This window comes from Methylomonas sp. 2BW1-5-20 (genome assembly GCF_052474515.1).
Genome location: NZ_CP184127.1, coordinates 3,920,148 through 3,935,251, shown reverse-complemented (window position 1 = coordinate 3,935,251; position 15,104 = coordinate 3,920,148). Strand labels below are relative to the sequence as shown.

15 protein-coding genes are annotated in these 15,104 nt (G+C 50.6%); 12 read left to right on the top strand and 3 right to left on the bottom strand.

All coding sequences use genetic code 11. The features are described from left to right. The first annotated feature begins 33 nt into the window (after nt 1-33). Both ACH50O_RS18145 and ACH50O_RS18140 read left to right on the top strand, forming a co-directional pair. Complete coding sequence (locus tag ACH50O_RS18145; protein WP_446809154.1) at nt 34-654, top strand: pyridoxamine 5'-phosphate oxidase family protein; 621 nt, start codon at nt 34-36, stop codon at nt 652-654. Between the two features lie 21 nt (nt 655-675). Next, nucleotides 676-1,281, top strand: a complete 606-nt coding sequence (locus tag ACH50O_RS18140) for a glutathione S-transferase family protein (RefSeq protein WP_446809153.1) — start codon at nt 676-678, stop codon at nt 1,279-1,281. Nucleotides 1,282-1,628: 347 nt separating this feature from the next. On the opposite strand, the gene ACH50O_RS18135 is transcribed toward ACH50O_RS18140, so the two are convergent. The 3 genes from ACH50O_RS18135 to ACH50O_RS18125 are packed head-to-tail and all read right to left on the bottom strand — an operon-like array spanning nt 1,629 to nt 3,704. Beyond that, complete coding sequence (locus ACH50O_RS18135; protein WP_446809152.1) at nt 1,629-2,402, bottom strand: haloacid dehalogenase type II; 774 nt, start codon at nt 2,400-2,402, stop codon at nt 1,629-1,631. A gap of 27 nt (nt 2,403-2,429) precedes the next feature. Further along, a complete protein-coding gene (locus ACH50O_RS18130) occupies nt 2,430-2,771 on the bottom strand; it encodes an SDR family NAD(P)-dependent oxidoreductase (RefSeq protein WP_446809151.1) in 342 nt (113 codons plus the stop codon). A gap of 36 nt (nt 2,772-2,807) precedes the next feature. Continuing rightward, on the bottom strand, nt 2,808-3,704 hold the full coding sequence (locus ACH50O_RS18125) for an alpha/beta fold hydrolase (RefSeq protein ID WP_446809150.1): 897 nt from the start codon (nt 3,702-3,704) through the stop codon (nt 2,808-2,810). 165 nt (nt 3,705-3,869) lie between these two features. On the opposite strand from ACH50O_RS18125, the gene ACH50O_RS18120 reads away from it, so the two are divergent. From ACH50O_RS18120 to lptG, 10 genes are all read left to right on the top strand, one after another. Then, complete coding sequence (locus ACH50O_RS18120) at nt 3,870-4,781, top strand: LysR family transcriptional regulator (RefSeq protein WP_446809149.1); 912 nt, start codon at nt 3,870-3,872, stop codon at nt 4,779-4,781. A gap of 86 nt (nt 4,782-4,867) precedes the next feature. Beyond that, a complete protein-coding gene (locus ACH50O_RS18115) occupies nt 4,868-5,095 on the top strand; it encodes a DUF3820 family protein (protein ID WP_446809148.1) in 228 nt (75 codons plus the stop codon). 240 nt (nt 5,096-5,335) lie between these two features. Next, complete coding sequence (locus tag ACH50O_RS18110) at nt 5,336-6,037, top strand: hypothetical protein (RefSeq protein ID WP_446809147.1); 702 nt, start codon at nt 5,336-5,338, stop codon at nt 6,035-6,037. Nucleotides 6,038-6,268: 231 nt separating this feature from the next. Next, on the top strand, nt 6,269-7,321 hold the full coding sequence (locus ACH50O_RS18105) for a hypothetical protein (RefSeq protein WP_446809146.1): 1,053 nt from the start codon (nt 6,269-6,271) through the stop codon (nt 7,319-7,321). After that, nucleotides 7,321-7,761 (top strand): hypothetical protein, encoded by a 441-nt coding sequence (locus tag ACH50O_RS18100; protein ID WP_446809145.1) that lies wholly within the window; start codon nt 7,321-7,323, stop codon nt 7,759-7,761. Before ACH50O_RS18105 ends, ACH50O_RS18100 begins: the two co-directional genes overlap by 1 nt. Before the next feature lie 242 nt (nt 7,762-8,003). Beyond that, entirely contained in the window at nt 8,004-9,395 is a 1,392-nt protein-coding gene (locus ACH50O_RS18095; protein WP_446809144.1) for a cytochrome C, read from the top strand. A gap of 93 nt (nt 9,396-9,488) precedes the next feature. After that, nucleotides 9,489-10,208, top strand: coding sequence for a hypothetical protein (locus ACH50O_RS18090; RefSeq protein ID WP_446809143.1), 720 nt, complete (start codon nt 9,489-9,491; stop codon nt 10,206-10,208). Nucleotides 10,209-10,279: 71 nt separating this feature from the next. Continuing rightward, nucleotides 10,280-12,064, top strand: coding sequence for a sensor histidine kinase (locus ACH50O_RS18085; RefSeq protein ID WP_446809142.1), 1,785 nt, complete (start codon nt 10,280-10,282; stop codon nt 12,062-12,064). After that, a complete protein-coding gene (locus ACH50O_RS18080) occupies nt 12,058-13,434 on the top strand; it encodes a sigma-54-dependent transcriptional regulator (RefSeq protein ID WP_446809141.1) in 1,377 nt (458 codons plus the stop codon). Before ACH50O_RS18085 ends, ACH50O_RS18080 begins: the two co-directional genes overlap by 7 nt. A 96-nt stretch (nt 13,435-13,530) precedes the next feature. Then, nucleotides 13,531-14,598 (top strand): LPS export ABC transporter permease LptG, encoded by a 1,068-nt coding sequence (lptG, locus tag ACH50O_RS18075; protein ID WP_446809140.1) that lies wholly within the window; start codon nt 13,531-13,533, stop codon nt 14,596-14,598. The last annotated feature ends 506 nt before the right edge of the window (nt 14,599-15,104 follow it).

Genomic DNA, 15,104 nt, shown 5'->3' with positions numbered 1-15,104 from the left:
AATCCATGCCGCCGGTCTTTTCGGAGAAATGACATGGCTACTGCATTTGCAGACATCGCGTTTACACCCAGCGTCAAAGCGGCTCAGTCCTTGTATGGCAGCCGGGAAGCCAACAGCCGGTTTGAAATGGCCGATGATCTAGATACCGGTTTGACCGAACCGGAAATTGAATTTATCGGCGAACGCGACAGCTTTTACCAAGCCACGGTATCGGAGTCCGGCTGGCCTTATGTGCAGCATCGCGGCGGCCCTAAAGGTTTTTTAAAAGTGCTGGATGAGCATACGCTAGGCTTTGCGGATTTTCGCGGTAACCGTCAATACCTGAGCATTGGTAACCTTAACTTCAATGATCGGATATCGATGATTTTGATGGACTACCCCAACAGAAGACGCCTGAAATTATGGGGCCGGGTGCGTATCGTCCATGAAAGTGAAGAGCCCGCATTGGTCTCGCAACTGGCAGTTCCGGCTTATCGCGCCCGCGTCGAGCGAGGCATTGTGATTGATGTAAAAGCCATTGAATGGAATTGCCCTCAGCACATTACCCCGCGCTATTCGAAAGCCGAGCTTAGTCATTTAATCAATCCCTTTCTAGACGAAATTGCAGCGTTAAAAGCACAGCTTGCCGCATCGAATGATGCGTCAAAACCTTAACTGATTTTTGAGGAAATACCCATGATTACCCTCTACGAATTTGCCCTATCCGGCAATTGCCACAAAGTCCGCCTGATGTTGTCGCTCTTGGGTCTTCAATACCAGAGCGTTGCGGTCAACGGCGGCGAACAGCAACAAAAATCCGAATCATTCATCGCCATGAATCCGTTTGGTCAAGTGCCGGTATTAGCGGACGGTGAGGTGGTGATTCGGGACAGTCAGGCGATTTTGGTTTATCTGGCCCGGCAATATGGCGACGAGCAATGGTTGCCGAATGACGCTGCCGTATTTGCAGAATGCATTGCCTGGCTTTCAACCGCGGCGAATGAACTCGCCACTGGACCGAGTAGCTTACGCAGACATTTTAAATTTGGCAGCACCATTAATTTGGACGAGTCCCGGCAAATCGCCGCAAACCTGTTAGATGTTCTACAGAATCGGCTAGCCAACCATGCCTATCTGGTTACCGATCATATAACCGTTGCCGATATCGCCATCTATCCGTATATCGCGCTGGCACCGGAAGGCATGATCGACCTTGAGGCTTATCAGGCTATCACAGATTGGCTTGGTCGCATTCAGGCACTGCCTGGCTACATCGGCATGCCCGGCATGTGGCAAGCTTAGAACGGTGTCGTTTCCTATGCTTGATAAACCGAGTAAATCTCAAGTAATGAAGATAACGTGGCCATTGCTGTGATTCGGCGGTTAAATTGTTAAGACCTGTGAGATGCGTTATTTACGGTACCCTTGTGATTGGTTAATCGCGCGGTTGCGAACGCAAAGCCACTGGAAATTGGCTGTCCGCAACAAGGGTACTTTTGATCTGTGCTACCGGCAGCGTTGGCTGCCTACCTCAGTTTGTCCTCTACACCGGGCGTATTACTTTCTGTTGGCCCTTTGAGTGCAACGCTGACGGCTTCGGCTGCCGCCGATCCGCGTGTCCCTTGACATCGTTTAAAAAGACCTTGAATTCAGGATGTGTTCCTGGATCTCACAAAATTCAAAACGTCGTTTAAGTTACCGCCGATTGCATCCGGTGCAACACCCAACTCTTCGATGGGTAGATTCATTCGATTAACCCAGAAGGTCGGGTAGCCAAACGATTTGGCACCCGCCGCATCCCAGCCGCCAAAAGCAGCAAAAACAATTTCATCGCGTTGCAATCCAAAACTGTCGATGGCCATTTGGTAAGCACGAGGATCGGGCTTATACGCTCTCACCCGGTCAGTACTGAGGTGCGGCTCAAAAATATCCTCCAGACCCGAATTCTTCACAGCAGCATCGAGCATAGCCGCGGTGAAATTGGACAAGAAAGCCATTCGGATGCCCATGTCCTTTAACGATCTCAACGCCGGTAGGGCATCAGGCCAAGCCTTGATCTCAAGATACGCATCCATAAGTTGCCGGCGATTTTCCATACTCAACTCGAGCTTGAGCAGCTTGGCGGCAAATACTAGGGCGTCTTCCGTAACCTGCCAGAAATCCACGTAACGTCCCGATAGCGTGCGCAGCCAGGCATAATCGAATTGCCGGGTACGCCACACGCTGCTCAGTTCGGCCCCTTTACCGGGAAAGAGCGCCTCCGCGAGCGTAAACACCGTCTGGGGATTAAAAGTGGTAAAACCGTCAAAAGCAATCGCCTTGATTTTGGATTGGGTTTCGGCCCGAATTGTTGCCCTTGACACCAATAGACCGGCCGTGACGCCGACAGTCAGATTGAGAAAATCCCGTCGATTTAATGTCATGTCAGCTCCTATAGAAAAGTTAGTTATTCATACAACGCCATCCCTTTTAATGACTCGCAGATTGGCAAACATCTTTAGGCCGAATCCGGTTTGCCAGGCATCGGCTTCCAGCTCCAGAAATCCGCCTTGCGCCGCGGCGCCTGCATCGGTCACAAGAATATCCAAGCCACCCCAAACGTCGGCGACTTCGCCTACGATTTGCCGAGCGGAGTCGGGAAGCCGGAGGTCGAGCGCCGTCGCCCGGACCTCCGACGTCAGCGCTAGCAGTTGAATTTTTGCACCTTCGCGGGCAAACCGGTGAGTAACCGCTTTCCCTATGCCTCGTCCGGAGCCAGTGATAAGAACGCGCCGATTTTCAAAAGGTTTCATTGTCTGTCGCCGATACGGAACAAAAAACTTGCGTGCTTAACAAGCCATTGCCAGTCCATCGCAGCATTTCGGTTGAGCCTCGCTTTCAACAAAAAACGCTATGATGTAGTTTGCTATCGCCTCGCTGTATTCTTCGAGCGCAAAATGTCCCGCTTCAAACAAATACAGCTCGGCCTCGGGAATATCGCGCAAATATGCCTTAGCCCCTGCTACGGTGAAGAACGGGTCGTTCTGTCCCCACACGATCAAGGTTGGCGGCTGATGCTTCCTGAAATAGGCTTGCCACTCGGGGTAACGTGCGACATTGTTCTGGTAATCGAAAAACAAGTCTAGCTGGATTGCGTCATTGCCGGAACGGTCGAGAAATAGCTGGTCAAACGTATAACCGTCGGGACTGATTTTGCTTGGATCGGATGCCCCGTGTTCATATTGAAATTTTGTGGTTTGCGCAGTTAGAAAGCCTCGAAGCGGGGCCTCGGTCTCCGTATTTCTATTCTTCCAGAAAGCCGTCATAGGCTCTAGTGCCGGGCTTACGCCTTCCAGATAAGCATTACCATTTTGAATGACGATGCCCTCGATCGCGTCAGGGCGGCGCGATGCAATGCGGAACCCTATCGGTGCGCCGTAATCTTGCACATAGACGCTGAATTTTTTTAGGCCGAGATGCGTGAATAGCAACTTTTCAATCTGCGCGGTCAGATTGTCAAAAGTGTATCGAAATTCGTTCGCACCGGGCTGATCGCTGTATCCAAAGCCGAGATAGTCCGGCGCGATTACATGAAATTTGTCAGTGAGCTTTGGGATCAAATCCCGGAACATATGGGAAGAGGAAGGAAAACCGTGCAATAACACGAGGGTGGGTAAGTTGCCGGCCCCCGCCTCACGATAAAAAATCTTATGGCCATCGATGTTGGCATGGTGAAATGTATTCATGATTGTATCTCCTGGGTAAAAAATGTTTATACGTGACATGTCGATCTTTATCAGGTATCTGCCGGGTTGGGCCGCACTCTCGGCCCATGGATAGGCTACGGAATTTACCTAAAGTGATGAATAACCTAAAATTGCAAGACACTATTTCATTACGTGGAATAAATCATGGATAGATTTCAGTCGATGCAGGTCTTTGTTACGGTTGCCGATACCGAAGGTTTTGCGTCGGCTGCCAGGAAACTATATATGTCGCCACCGGCTGTGACGCGCACCATCTCGGCCTTAGAAGAGCATCTTGGGGTGATGTTGTTTCATCGAACCACCCGGCAAGTAAAACTGACTGATGCCGGACTGCGCTATTTGGAGGATTGCCGACGTATTCTGTCCGATCTCGCTGAAGCCGAGGAATCGGTCGCTGGCGCCCATCGCGCGCCACGGGGTAAATTGTCCGTGACCGCATCTTCCCGGTTCGGCCACCTACATATCGCGCCACTATTGTTTGATTTTCTGGAATGTTACCCGGAGGTATCGGTACAAACCTTGTTTGTAGATCGGGTGGTTGATCTGCTTGATGAGGGACTGGATGTCGCGGTGCGTATCGGCGAGTTGCCGGACTCGTCGCTTACCGCGATTCGGGTGGGTTCGGTGCGCCGGGTAATCTGTGCCGCGCCGGACTATCTGGAGGCGCGCGGCGTGCCGCAAACGCCGCAGGATATTTCAGGGCATGACATCGTGCAGTTTTCGAGCTTAGCCTCAAAAGCCGAATGGCGCTTCAAGGGCGTAGAAGGCGAAATCGTAGTGCCTTTCTCGACTCGGTTTACCGTGAATACCGCGGATGTCGCCATAGCCGCCGCCGCGGCTGGTCGCGGATTAACCATGGTTTTGTCTTACATGATCGTGCCTGAGCTTATGTCCGGAAAGCTCAGGATTGTGCTCGCCGACTATGAAAGTCCTCCCTTGCCTGTTCATGTCGTCTATCAGGAAGGCCGTAAAGCGGCGGCGAAAGTACGCGCTTTTGTGGATTTTGCCGTCGAGCGCTTGCGAGCGCTAACTTACCTGAATTCCGCTCTGGACTAGTATTTATCCGGCATCGAGCGGCAGGCGGTTCCGGTGGTAACCGAGCATCATCGCAAATATCGTATTCCGGACATTTACCGGCATCTATGAAACCCGAAGACTTACAAAAGTTGGTGACATTTCCCATGCCTTATGGCAAATACAAAGGGCGAGTCATCGCCGATTTGCCCGGTCATTACCTCAACTGGTTTGCGCGCGAGGGATTTCCGCGCGGTGAACTCGGCAGCTTATTGGCACTAATGCAGGAGATGGATCACAACGGGCTGAAACCTCTGCTCGATCCGCTAAGACAAGCGACGCGGCCTAAGCAATAGTTGTCCGGGATCTATTGCATTAATTTATGCAGGTTGGGTTCGGTAAGTGTTTGCTCGCGGCTCTTAGGCGGGAATTTACCGGACGCCGCACCGGTGCTTTTAATTAATGACGATGTCTGTTTATGTGCTTTACTTGCTTCTACTTTTTCTGAGTTTCAGCCTGCGCGGGAACGACAAAGCCGGGTTTTTTAAAAGTATCCGGTAGTTTGCCAACCTTTCAATATAGATTGTGGAGAAAACATGAAAGCGATTATTTACAAGACAGCGGCTGTGGTGCTGTTCGGTTTGGCGGCATGCTCTGCGAATGCCTCTACTTATTCGCTCGCGGATTTTGCGGATCATGGCGGAACTGGTCCCAATCTGGTGCCGCGGGGCGGTAACCTTAGCGGCGGTATCTATACTTTCGCGGCTAACCAGGGCCTGAGCCTGGATTGGTCCGGGTTTAATCCAGAGAGTTATGCCATCGACATCCGCTTCAGCTTCAATACCGTGGGCGGCGGCTGGCTGAAAATTCTGGATTTCGCGCACCTTAGCTTGGACGAAGGTCTTTATGTGTATGGCGATCATCTGCAATTTGTCGAGCAACCCGGGGTTAGTTTTATCGATGGGCCAAATGGCGCGTTCCAAAATAATACGTTTGCCGATCTAAATATCGTCCGCGACGGGGCGACAAAACGTTTTACCGGTTCGCTGAATGGTGTGGAGCAGTTTTCGTTCATCGACGTCAGGGACCAGGCTGTCTTTGCCGGTCCAAATCCGCTGGCCACATTTTTCGTCGACGATGCGGTAACCGGTGGCGGTGAGGCGACTGGCGGCCGGGTGGATTTCATCGATATCGCAGCCGTACCCTTGCCTCCCGCCGCACTTTTGTGGCTTTCCGGATTAATGTTATTCAGCGGGCGCCGGCAGACAATGCCAATGAATCGGACCATCCGCTGCTGACGGACAAAATGCGGCGAGATTTTCCGACAATAACCATAACGCTATCTCAGCGGTAATCCTGCAATCGACAACGAATCATCCCTGCTCTTCGGCTAATCTTCATCGGCTTCGGCAATCCGGTTCAACTTTGTTTAATTGGTATGAAAGTTGTAAGGGAGCTTGTAAAAATTGCCGAACAACCGAAATTAGCATGATTATGAGAATAGATATTTGCCCGGAATTAGGTCATCGATGTTCATAGGTTTGAAGACATGGTATTTGCCGTTTCCGGTCGTTATAGCTATATGGCTTTTTCTACAAGCCAATCCAGCCAGAGGCGATGATGACGCTCAGCCCACTTATCGGCTAGGCAGCGGTTATGCATTAGGCGACAGCGGCTTGCGCTTGGGAGGCTATGCGAATGCTGAAGTGATGGCCGCCGGGAAAAAGCCCTGGCAATTCCAGGTAAACGATCTAAGCCTGTTTGTCAGTTGGGATAAAAATTCATGGCTGCGTTTTTTTTCGGAGTTGGAGCTGGCGGATGCCTTGACCGCCGGCCAGAACCAAGACTTGAGCACGCGTCAGACGCATTTTGAGTCGGAACGCTTTTATTTCGATGGCTTGGTCAACGATAAACTGACGGTGCGCGTCGGCAAATTTCTTACCCCGATCGGCCAATGGAACGTGCTGCATGCCGCGCCGTTAGTCTGGACTACTTATCGTCCGGTCGCTACCGACAATTTATTTTCCACGCACGTGTCGGGCCTGATGCTGCATGGCGTATTGCCGTTTGCTGACCGGCAGCTCGAATACGCGGTTTACGGCGATGTTACCGAACCTATCGATCCGCATTTGTCGGACAACCCCTTTAAAGACGCGTTTGGCGCCCATCTGAGATACCAATGGAACGACCAGTTGCAATTTGGTATCTCGTTTACCAATTTTTTGCTGCAACAAGCCCAATCCGACCGATATTCCTTGGCAGGTTTTGATGGCTTGTGGCAGTACCGGAAATACGAAATTCGCAGCGAAATCATTTACCGCAGCCACGGGAGCCATCCTAACGACAAAAGTCTATGGCAAGGATATTTACAAGGCGTCGCGCCGTTGAGCCGGCATTGGTTTCTAGTCGGCCGCTACGAAGCCTTCCAGCAAACTTTCGATAACACCGGACATGCCGGCGTAATGGGATTGGCTTATCGGCCTAGCCCGCCCATCGTCTGGAAGTTGGAATATCGTACAGGCGCTAACAACGATAAATTAGCGCCCGACGGTCTGGCTGCTTCATTTGCGGTTCTGTTTTGATGCGCTACAAAACCTTTCGCGCGATTGGTTTTATGCTGTTGTTGGGTAGTTGCCGGCAAATTCTCGCCGAGCCGATTGTGGTCGTCACAGCCGCTAACAGCCAGCTACCTAAGTTGACTCTTGAGAATTTGAAGCTGATTTATTTACGCAAGATTCAGATCGACGACCAGGGTAATCGCTGGATCCCAATCAATTTGCCTATCGCACATCCGTTGAGACACATTTTTTCGTTGGCTTTATTTTCGATGTTGCCGGAAGACCAGGAGGACTACTGGAACGGTCAGTATTTCCACGGCATCACGCCGCCACCGGTAATGTCTTCGGAAGAGGCCGTGTTGCGTTTTATCAGTTCCACCCCTGGCGCGATTGGTTATGTCCGGCAAGATCATGTCGATAGTCGTGTCAAAATCATACTGACCTTGCCGGTTGGCGGCCGCTAGGCGGGCGGCATACCAAAAATGCAGGGATCTCGCTAAACCATACCAAAATTGCAGACTTTTCTTGCGCGGTGTTTCGGCGGAATCCAAAGCAGAGTGTGTCTATGCAGATATAAGAGCCGGCAGCACTTGGCTTATCATCACTATGGCATGGTAATTGACTCGAAATTGAGGATGCATAAGGAGTTGAACGTTTCATGCTCGTATGCAGATTTCAATTATGCATAGTAAAAAGGTTGCAGTACATGAAAAAACGGATGTTAAGACCGGCAAATTTGAGCAGTTGCCGGATATGGATCTGCGTGGCGATATTTTGGCTAGGGGTATCGGGAGCGGCCAACGCGTTACCGAGCTTTGCCCGCCAAACCGGCATGGCTTGTACCATGTGCCATACACAAGCGTTTGGCCCGAATCTTACCCCTTACGGCCGTCAATTCAAGCTAAATGGCTATACCTGGGGCAGTAACGAATCCTTGTTGAGCCGTCTGGGCGGCATGGTCATGGGTTCTTTCACCAACACCAAAAAAGATAATCCCGATCTGGCTAATCCGGAAGACCGGGCGTTGGCGAATCGGCAATATAATGCCAACAATAACTTGGCGATGGACCAGGCTTCGGCATTCTTTGGCGGCCGGGTATTCAAGCAATTGGGCGCGTTCGTACAATTTACTTACGATGGCGTCGGGAGCGCATTCGCTCTGGATAATACCGATATTCGTATTGCCGACGAAGCCGATTTGTTAGGCCAAAATTTCGTGTACGGGTTGTCGTTCAACAATAATCCATCCGTGCAGGATTTATGGAATACCACGCCCGCTTGGGGATTTCCCTATGTCGGCTCGCCGCTGGCCAACGGTCCCAGTGCCGGACCCGCGATAAGCAGTTTTGACACGAAATTGGGCGGCGCGACCCTATATACCATGGTCAATGACATTCTATTTGTGGAAGCCGGCGCCTATACCAATTTTTCCCGCAGTCTGCAAAAAGGCATGGGTTACCGGGACATCAGCAAACTCGATGGCGGCGCGCCGTATTGGCGGATAGCCTTGCAAAAAGAATGGCAAGGCCATTATGTGTCCTTGGGGCATTTCGGTTTTCGGGCCAATGTGTTGCCGGATCCGACTATTGCCTTGACCGATCGCTATACCGATTTGGGGCTGGATTTTAATTATCAATATCTGGCCAATCCGAAACACATCTACGAATTCAAGGCCAGCTATATTCGGGAACAGCAGGAGTTGGGCGCTACCTATAACGCCAACTTCGATCCCGAGAACCCAGCCGGCGCCAGCAACTATAATCAGCAATTGGGATTTTTGGGGTTGAACGGTTCGTATACCTTCGACCAGACCTATAGCGCCAGTGTCGGTTTTAATCATATATACGGCAACAAGGATTTGGGCTTGTATAGCAACGTGCCGAATAAGCCGAACTCGGAGTTTTTCACATTCGAGTTGGATTACGTGCCATTCGGTAAAACCGCTTCCACCGGGGCCGCATCCTATTTGAATCTACGTTTCGCGGCTCAATACGTGGCCTATACCAAACTCGATGGCGCGGACAAAAACTATGCCGGCCCGAACACCAACGCTAGCGACAATAACACGCTGTATTTCAATACCTGGTTGAGTTTTTAGCCTCAAGACGGCTAAGAATTGTCGTTCTGTTGCCGGTACTGTCGTACCGGCATTTTTTGGACTTCGACATTGCATCGAGCGTGACGTTAATTTATGACTAAACAATATACGCGTTTTAAAGATATATCGGTCAGCGAGCGAATATTAAACACGGTTTTTCTGTTGACCATAGGCCTGGCGTATATCATGGCCTTGATCAACATGTATTACACTCACCAGGGCCGAGACGGTAAACCCGGTCTGTCCATGAACGACATCGTTATCATGTATCATGGCTCCAACAATCAAACGCGCTTGGGCGCCGCCATTAACGGCATCATGGAGCCCAACCTCAAATATAAGAGCGACAAGGAAGTCATTCTGAAATGGATACACGACGGCGCCGAAGAAAACGGCTATCGGCAAACCATTGCGCCCATTCTGAATAGGGACTGCATACTTTGCCACACGCCCAGCATTAATCCGGCATTACCGGATCTCAGCGATTACGCCGGCGTGTCGGAAGTTGCGCATAGCGGCGGCGCCTCGTTACCGGCGCTAGTCAGGGTGTCGCATATTCATTTGTTTGGCATTGCTTTCATTTTATTCTTCATCGGCCGGATATTTTTGCTATGCGAGATCAATATCTACGTCAAGCGCATTGCGGTAGTCATCCCCTTTGCTGCCATGTTGTTGGACGTGATGTCTTGGTTCATCACTAAAAATATCTCGCAGTTCGCTTATGTCGTGGTTTTTAGCGGCGCGCTGATGGGCATTTCCATGGGCATACAAATCCTGCTCAGTATTTATCAGATGTGGTTTTACAAACGTTAGACAACTTTCGCTGCCGGGTGTCATGCCGAATCTAGATACGCAAGGGCTAGTTGCTGTCCTTATAATGGCGCATGCGAATTCAGCGGATTTTTTTATTCTCATTTCTGGCCTTATTATTTCTGGGAAGTGCGCCTATTGCGGCGCTGTCGTTCTATGCTTCCCGAGTCATGCTGCGGCATGAAATTGCCAATAGCCTGGAAAATGACGCCGCCATGCTGATGAAGCAGATCGACATGTTGATGTTCGAGCGTCTGCAAAACGTCTATTCCTGGAGCCAATTGGATATTCTTCAGGAGGGGCGTATTGGCGATATCGACAAACGGTTGGCGCAATTTCTGGAGAATATGGAGCAAAGTTATCCTGGCGTGTACCTCGGACTGTTTTATTTGGATGATGCCAACAAAATCGTTGCCGCATCCGATAGCTATTTAATCGGCTCGTATTTTCGCCCGCAAGCGGACTGGATTCAGACCAGCGTGCCGCACGGACAAATCGTACTGGAAAACCTGCGGCTGGACCCGCCCTACGATCATGCTCCATTGAGCATGCGTGCCTCGGTGCCGGATAAATACTCGGCCGGCGAACATGGCCGGCTGTATGGAATCTTCAATCTTAAACACATCATGCAACTATTCGACCGTGCAAGCCGTGTCGAGTCCGGGCAACGGTATATCGTGTTGCTGGATGCGGACGACAGAGCAATTGCCGGTTCGGCAGAGATCCGCTCACGGCAAATGCTGCTAAAGCAAACCTTCGCCGGCTGGGGAGACAGTAAAGGACACGGATCGAAAATTCATCAGGGCCAGCCATTGAGCCAGGCACCGGTCTTGGTTGGCTACGCCCATTCTCAAGGCTATCAGGCTTATGCCAATCTAGGCTGGTCAATATTGATTATTCAATCCACCGAGCAGGCATTTCAGTCGATCTGGCGCTTGTGGTGGTGGTTCGGCTGCGTGTTTTTGATCAATAGCCTAATAGCTGCGGGAATCGCGCACTGGCTGGCTCGGCGCATTGCCAGCCCCATATTGGACTTGACATCCTGGGTCAGAAACTTTCAGACATTACCGGTATCCTTTAAGTCGAGCAGGGCCGATATTAATGAAGTTCAGGAGTTAAGTCAGGCCTTTGCCCAACTGAGCGAGGACTTGGAACAGTCGCGGCAACAAGTTATTCACGCCGCCAAACTGGCCGTAGTCGGTGAAATGGCCGCGATCATGGCGCATGAAGTCAGAACGCCACTCAGTATCCTGCAAACCAGCGCTCAGATTCTGCAAGCCGACGTAGCTTTAACAGAGGACGGACGCGACATGAGCCGTATCATCGTGGAAGAAAGCGCCCGCTTGAATCGGCTGATTTCGACTTTACTGGATTGTGCCCGCCCAAGGCCGCCTGATATGCAGGCCTTGATGCTTGAACCGGTCATTGAGCGAGCCATCGAATTATTGAGCAAACAAGCGGAAAACAAGTCGATTGCGATCGAAATCGTTAAGCCCGAACCGTTGACCGTTATCGAAGCGGACGAAGAATTGTTGGTGCAGGTGTTTTTGAACTTGATGTTAAACGCCATTCAAATGCTGTCCGCTGCCGGACGCATAAGGGTTCAAGTCATCGCCAGCGATGCCGACCGCGTGCAGATCAAGGTTGAAGACAATGGCCCGGGTATTGCGTCAGAATCGAGCCAGCGACTGTTCGATCCGTTTTTCACTACCCGCGACACCGGAATCGGGCTTGGCCTGACAGTGACTCAGCAGATTGTTGTGGCCCATGGCGGTAGCATAGCGGCCGGGCGCAGCGAATTGGGCGGTGCCTGTTTCACGATTTTTCTGCCAAGACGGCAAACAAAAAATCTATGTTAAGCGGTTCGCGCGTATTAATCGTTGACGATGAAGCCAATGCCCGGCGGGTTTTGGAAGTTTTGCTGAAAAAACTGGGATGCGATGTGTTGAGCGCTGAACATGCTCAAGCCGCTTTAAGCGTGTTACGGGAAACCGCCGTCGATTTGCTGATTACCGACTTGAATATGCCGGGCATTAACGGGTTGGAGCTAATGGCGACGCTGCGCGATGAAGGCCATGCGTTTCCCGTGATTGTTGTTACGGCATACGGCACGGTGGAAACAGCCGTGGCAGCCATGAAACAGGGCGCTTTCGATTTCATCATCCGGCCGCTGGATGTCGAGCAAGTCGAATTGGTGGTAAGGCGGGCGCTCGAAATTAATCGTATCCAACGGGAAAATCAGTTTTTACGCGACGAAACCGGTAAAGGATGGGACGAATTCATCGGGCAAAGCTCGAGCATGCGCCAAGTGTATGAACTGATCCGCCAAGCCGGACCCAGCAAGGCCAGCATCTTTGTTTACGGCGAAACAGGTACCGGCAAGGAATTGGTGGCCCGGGCGGTACATGCCAGTTCAGGCCGGGATGGCTTGTTCGTGCCCATTAATTGCGCGGCTATACCCGCAGACATTTTGGAAAGCGAACTGTTCGGTTATGTGCGTGGGGCGTTTACCGGCGCGGTTAAAGATCGGGTCGGTAAATTTGAACTCGCCGACGGCGGTACGCTGTTTCTCGATGAAATTACCGAAATGCCGCCCGCCACTCAGGCAAAATTGTTACGGGTTTTGCAGGAAAGCCGGGTCGACCGCCTGGGCAGCAATCGCAGCATTGAAATCGATTTGCGGGTGATTGCCGCCACCAATCGCAATCCGATGGAGGCGGTCAAACAGGGACTGTTGCGGGAAGATTTGTACTATCGCTTGAATGTGTTGACCATTGCCTTACCGGCCTTGCGGGAACGAAGAGAGGATATTCCGCCATTGGCGATGCACTTTGTCGAGAAATACCGAGCATCGGCGCAATATGGAGTCTCAACGCCGTTGTCGGCCGATGTCTGCGAGGCCTTGTTAAATTATGATTGGCCCGGCAATGTGCGCGAGTTGGAAAACATGATCGAGCGTGCTTTGGTCTTGAGTCAGGGGCGTCCCATAGCGTTGCGCCATTTTCCGCAGGAAATCTTGAACGGGCCTAATCAGGAAAGCCTAGGCGGGAGTTTACAACCAAATCGCGCAGACAGCCTGGATATGGAGTCGAACGTCGAAAAACTGGAAATCAGCTTATTAGCGCAGGCTTTAACCCTGGCAACCGGCAATAAAGCCAAAGCGGCGAGGTTGCTCAAAATCAGCGAACGCACGCTTTGGTATAAGCTGAAAAAATACGGCATCCGTTAGACTAGGCATACTTCCGTATGTAGGCAAGCAGTGAGTCGAAGCCCCGCCTCATAAACTGATATAGTTGTCCGTTTAGTAAACATCTGGAATGGTGAAATGAAGGTATTGACGGGTTATATAGTGAGAGAAGTAGTTAAAGGCTCCATCATTGCTTTGCTGCTACTGTTAACTTTATACAATCTGTTTACATTTAGCGATCAACTCAAGGATCTGGGGAAAGGCGGGTACGATTTAAAACAGATTTTGATCTATTTGTCGTTGACCTCGCCGCGGATGGTCTACGAACTGATGCCGTCCGCCGCTTTATTGGGCAGCCTTTTTGTAGTCGGCTCCATGGCCAATAATCGCGAAATTGTTGCGATTAGGGCAGCCGGACTTTCAATATTCTGGGTTATTAAGTCAATTATGCTGGCTGGCCTGGTTCTGGTCATTTTAGCGGTACTGATCGGTGAGTACGTCGCGCCGGGTTGTGAGCGGACTGCACAGGTGCTTCGAACTTCCGCGCTCAACGATGGCGCGATGATACGCTCTCAATACGGTATGTGGCTCAGAGAAGGCAACCGCTTCGTCAACGTTCGGAAGATTCTCGACGACGGCTCGCTTGGCGATATACGCATCTATGAAATTGACGATCGCAATAAGCTAAGCGATATAACTCAAGCCGAACACGCCCAATTTCAAGGCAAAGACCAATGGGAGTTACAGCGCGTCACGCAATCGAAAATCACCTCAAACCGGATTTTAGCCGAGCATCAGGAGAAACTGCCCTGGCAATCGACAATTGATTCCGATTTACTGAAAGTGGCAGTCGTCGATTCGGATAATTTGTCGCTGTATGACTTGTTTATGTATATCGATTTTCTAAAACAGAATAATCAAAAATCCAAGATCTATGAATTGGCGTTTTGGAGCCGTTTGGTTAATCCGTTTGTGACGTTTGTGATGCTGATGGTTTCCGTACCTTTCGTCGTCGGTATCGGCCGGGGCTCAAGCACGGGCGCCCGCATTCTGATAGGCATCGTGATCGGTATGACGTTTAATATTTTGGACAAGGTCGCGGGCAATATGGGCCTTGTTTACGATATGAATCCCATGATAGTCGCCATTTGCCCCAGTGCATTAATGTTGTTGGCTGCCAGTTTTGCAATACGAAAAATGAGCTAACAGCTTCTGCCCGAACGACAATGTCTTTAAGTTAAGGTGGAATATTCCTTCTCCCTAAGGGAGAAGGTTAGGATGAGGGTAATCGAAAGGCATTTTTTACCGGATTCTCCTCACCTCAACCCTCTCGGCAACCGCTCCCGGCGCTGCCCTACCTCCTTCCATGCAGTCGTCTATCAGGAGGGGCTTAACTTAAGGCGTGGTTTCTAAATCGCCCAATTCCCTCCGCGGTCTATTTAAATTGGGTATTTGAACCCCCGCAAGGTTCATTTGAACCATGCATAAGTAAATTATTATTCTTTGGCCGCCTTCAATCGTTAATTTATGTAAAGATTATCCTATGGCGCGGATTTTGCTGACTCAGCTTTATCAGTATAGTTTCTAGTGCTTCCAAATAAAAAATAAAACGCTAATATGCGCCGTCATCGAGTTGACACTTTGCTATGAAAGTAATCTATAAGCTACCGTTTGATCTGGATTGATAATATTTTTTTATAAATAACGGACTT

Coding starts and splice junctions, on each gene's coding strand:
- ACH50O_RS18145 (WP_446809154.1), top strand. CDS start 34: ATGGCTACTGCATTTGCAGACATCGCGTTTACACCCAGCGTCAAAGCG.
- ACH50O_RS18140 (WP_446809153.1), top strand. CDS start 676: ATGATTACCCTCTACGAATTTGCCCTATCCGGCAATTGCCACAAAGTC.
- ACH50O_RS18135 (WP_446809152.1), bottom strand. CDS start 2,402: ATGACATTAAATCGACGGGATTTTCTCAATCTGACTGTCGGCGTCACG.
- ACH50O_RS18130 (WP_446809151.1), bottom strand. CDS start 2,771: ATGAAACCTTTTGAAAATCGGCGCGTTCTTATCACTGGCTCCGGACGA.
- ACH50O_RS18125 (WP_446809150.1), bottom strand. CDS start 3,704: ATGAATACATTTCACCATGCCAACATCGATGGCCATAAGATTTTTTAT.
- ACH50O_RS18120 (WP_446809149.1), top strand. CDS start 3,870: ATGGATAGATTTCAGTCGATGCAGGTCTTTGTTACGGTTGCCGATACC.
- ACH50O_RS18115 (WP_446809148.1), top strand. CDS start 4,868: ATGAAACCCGAAGACTTACAAAAGTTGGTGACATTTCCCATGCCTTAT.
- ACH50O_RS18110 (WP_446809147.1), top strand. CDS start 5,336: ATGAAAGCGATTATTTACAAGACAGCGGCTGTGGTGCTGTTCGGTTTG.
- ACH50O_RS18105 (WP_446809146.1), top strand. CDS start 6,269: ATGTTCATAGGTTTGAAGACATGGTATTTGCCGTTTCCGGTCGTTATA.
- ACH50O_RS18100 (WP_446809145.1), top strand. CDS start 7,321: ATGCGCTACAAAACCTTTCGCGCGATTGGTTTTATGCTGTTGTTGGGT.
- ACH50O_RS18095 (WP_446809144.1), top strand. CDS start 8,004: ATGAAAAAACGGATGTTAAGACCGGCAAATTTGAGCAGTTGCCGGATA.
- ACH50O_RS18090 (WP_446809143.1), top strand. CDS start 9,489: ATGACTAAACAATATACGCGTTTTAAAGATATATCGGTCAGCGAGCGA.
- ACH50O_RS18085 (WP_446809142.1), top strand. CDS start 10,280: ATGCGAATTCAGCGGATTTTTTTATTCTCATTTCTGGCCTTATTATTT.
- ACH50O_RS18080 (WP_446809141.1), top strand. CDS start 12,058: ATGTTAAGCGGTTCGCGCGTATTAATCGTTGACGATGAAGCCAATGCC.
- lptG (WP_446809140.1), top strand. CDS start 13,531: ATGAAGGTATTGACGGGTTATATAGTGAGAGAAGTAGTTAAAGGCTCC.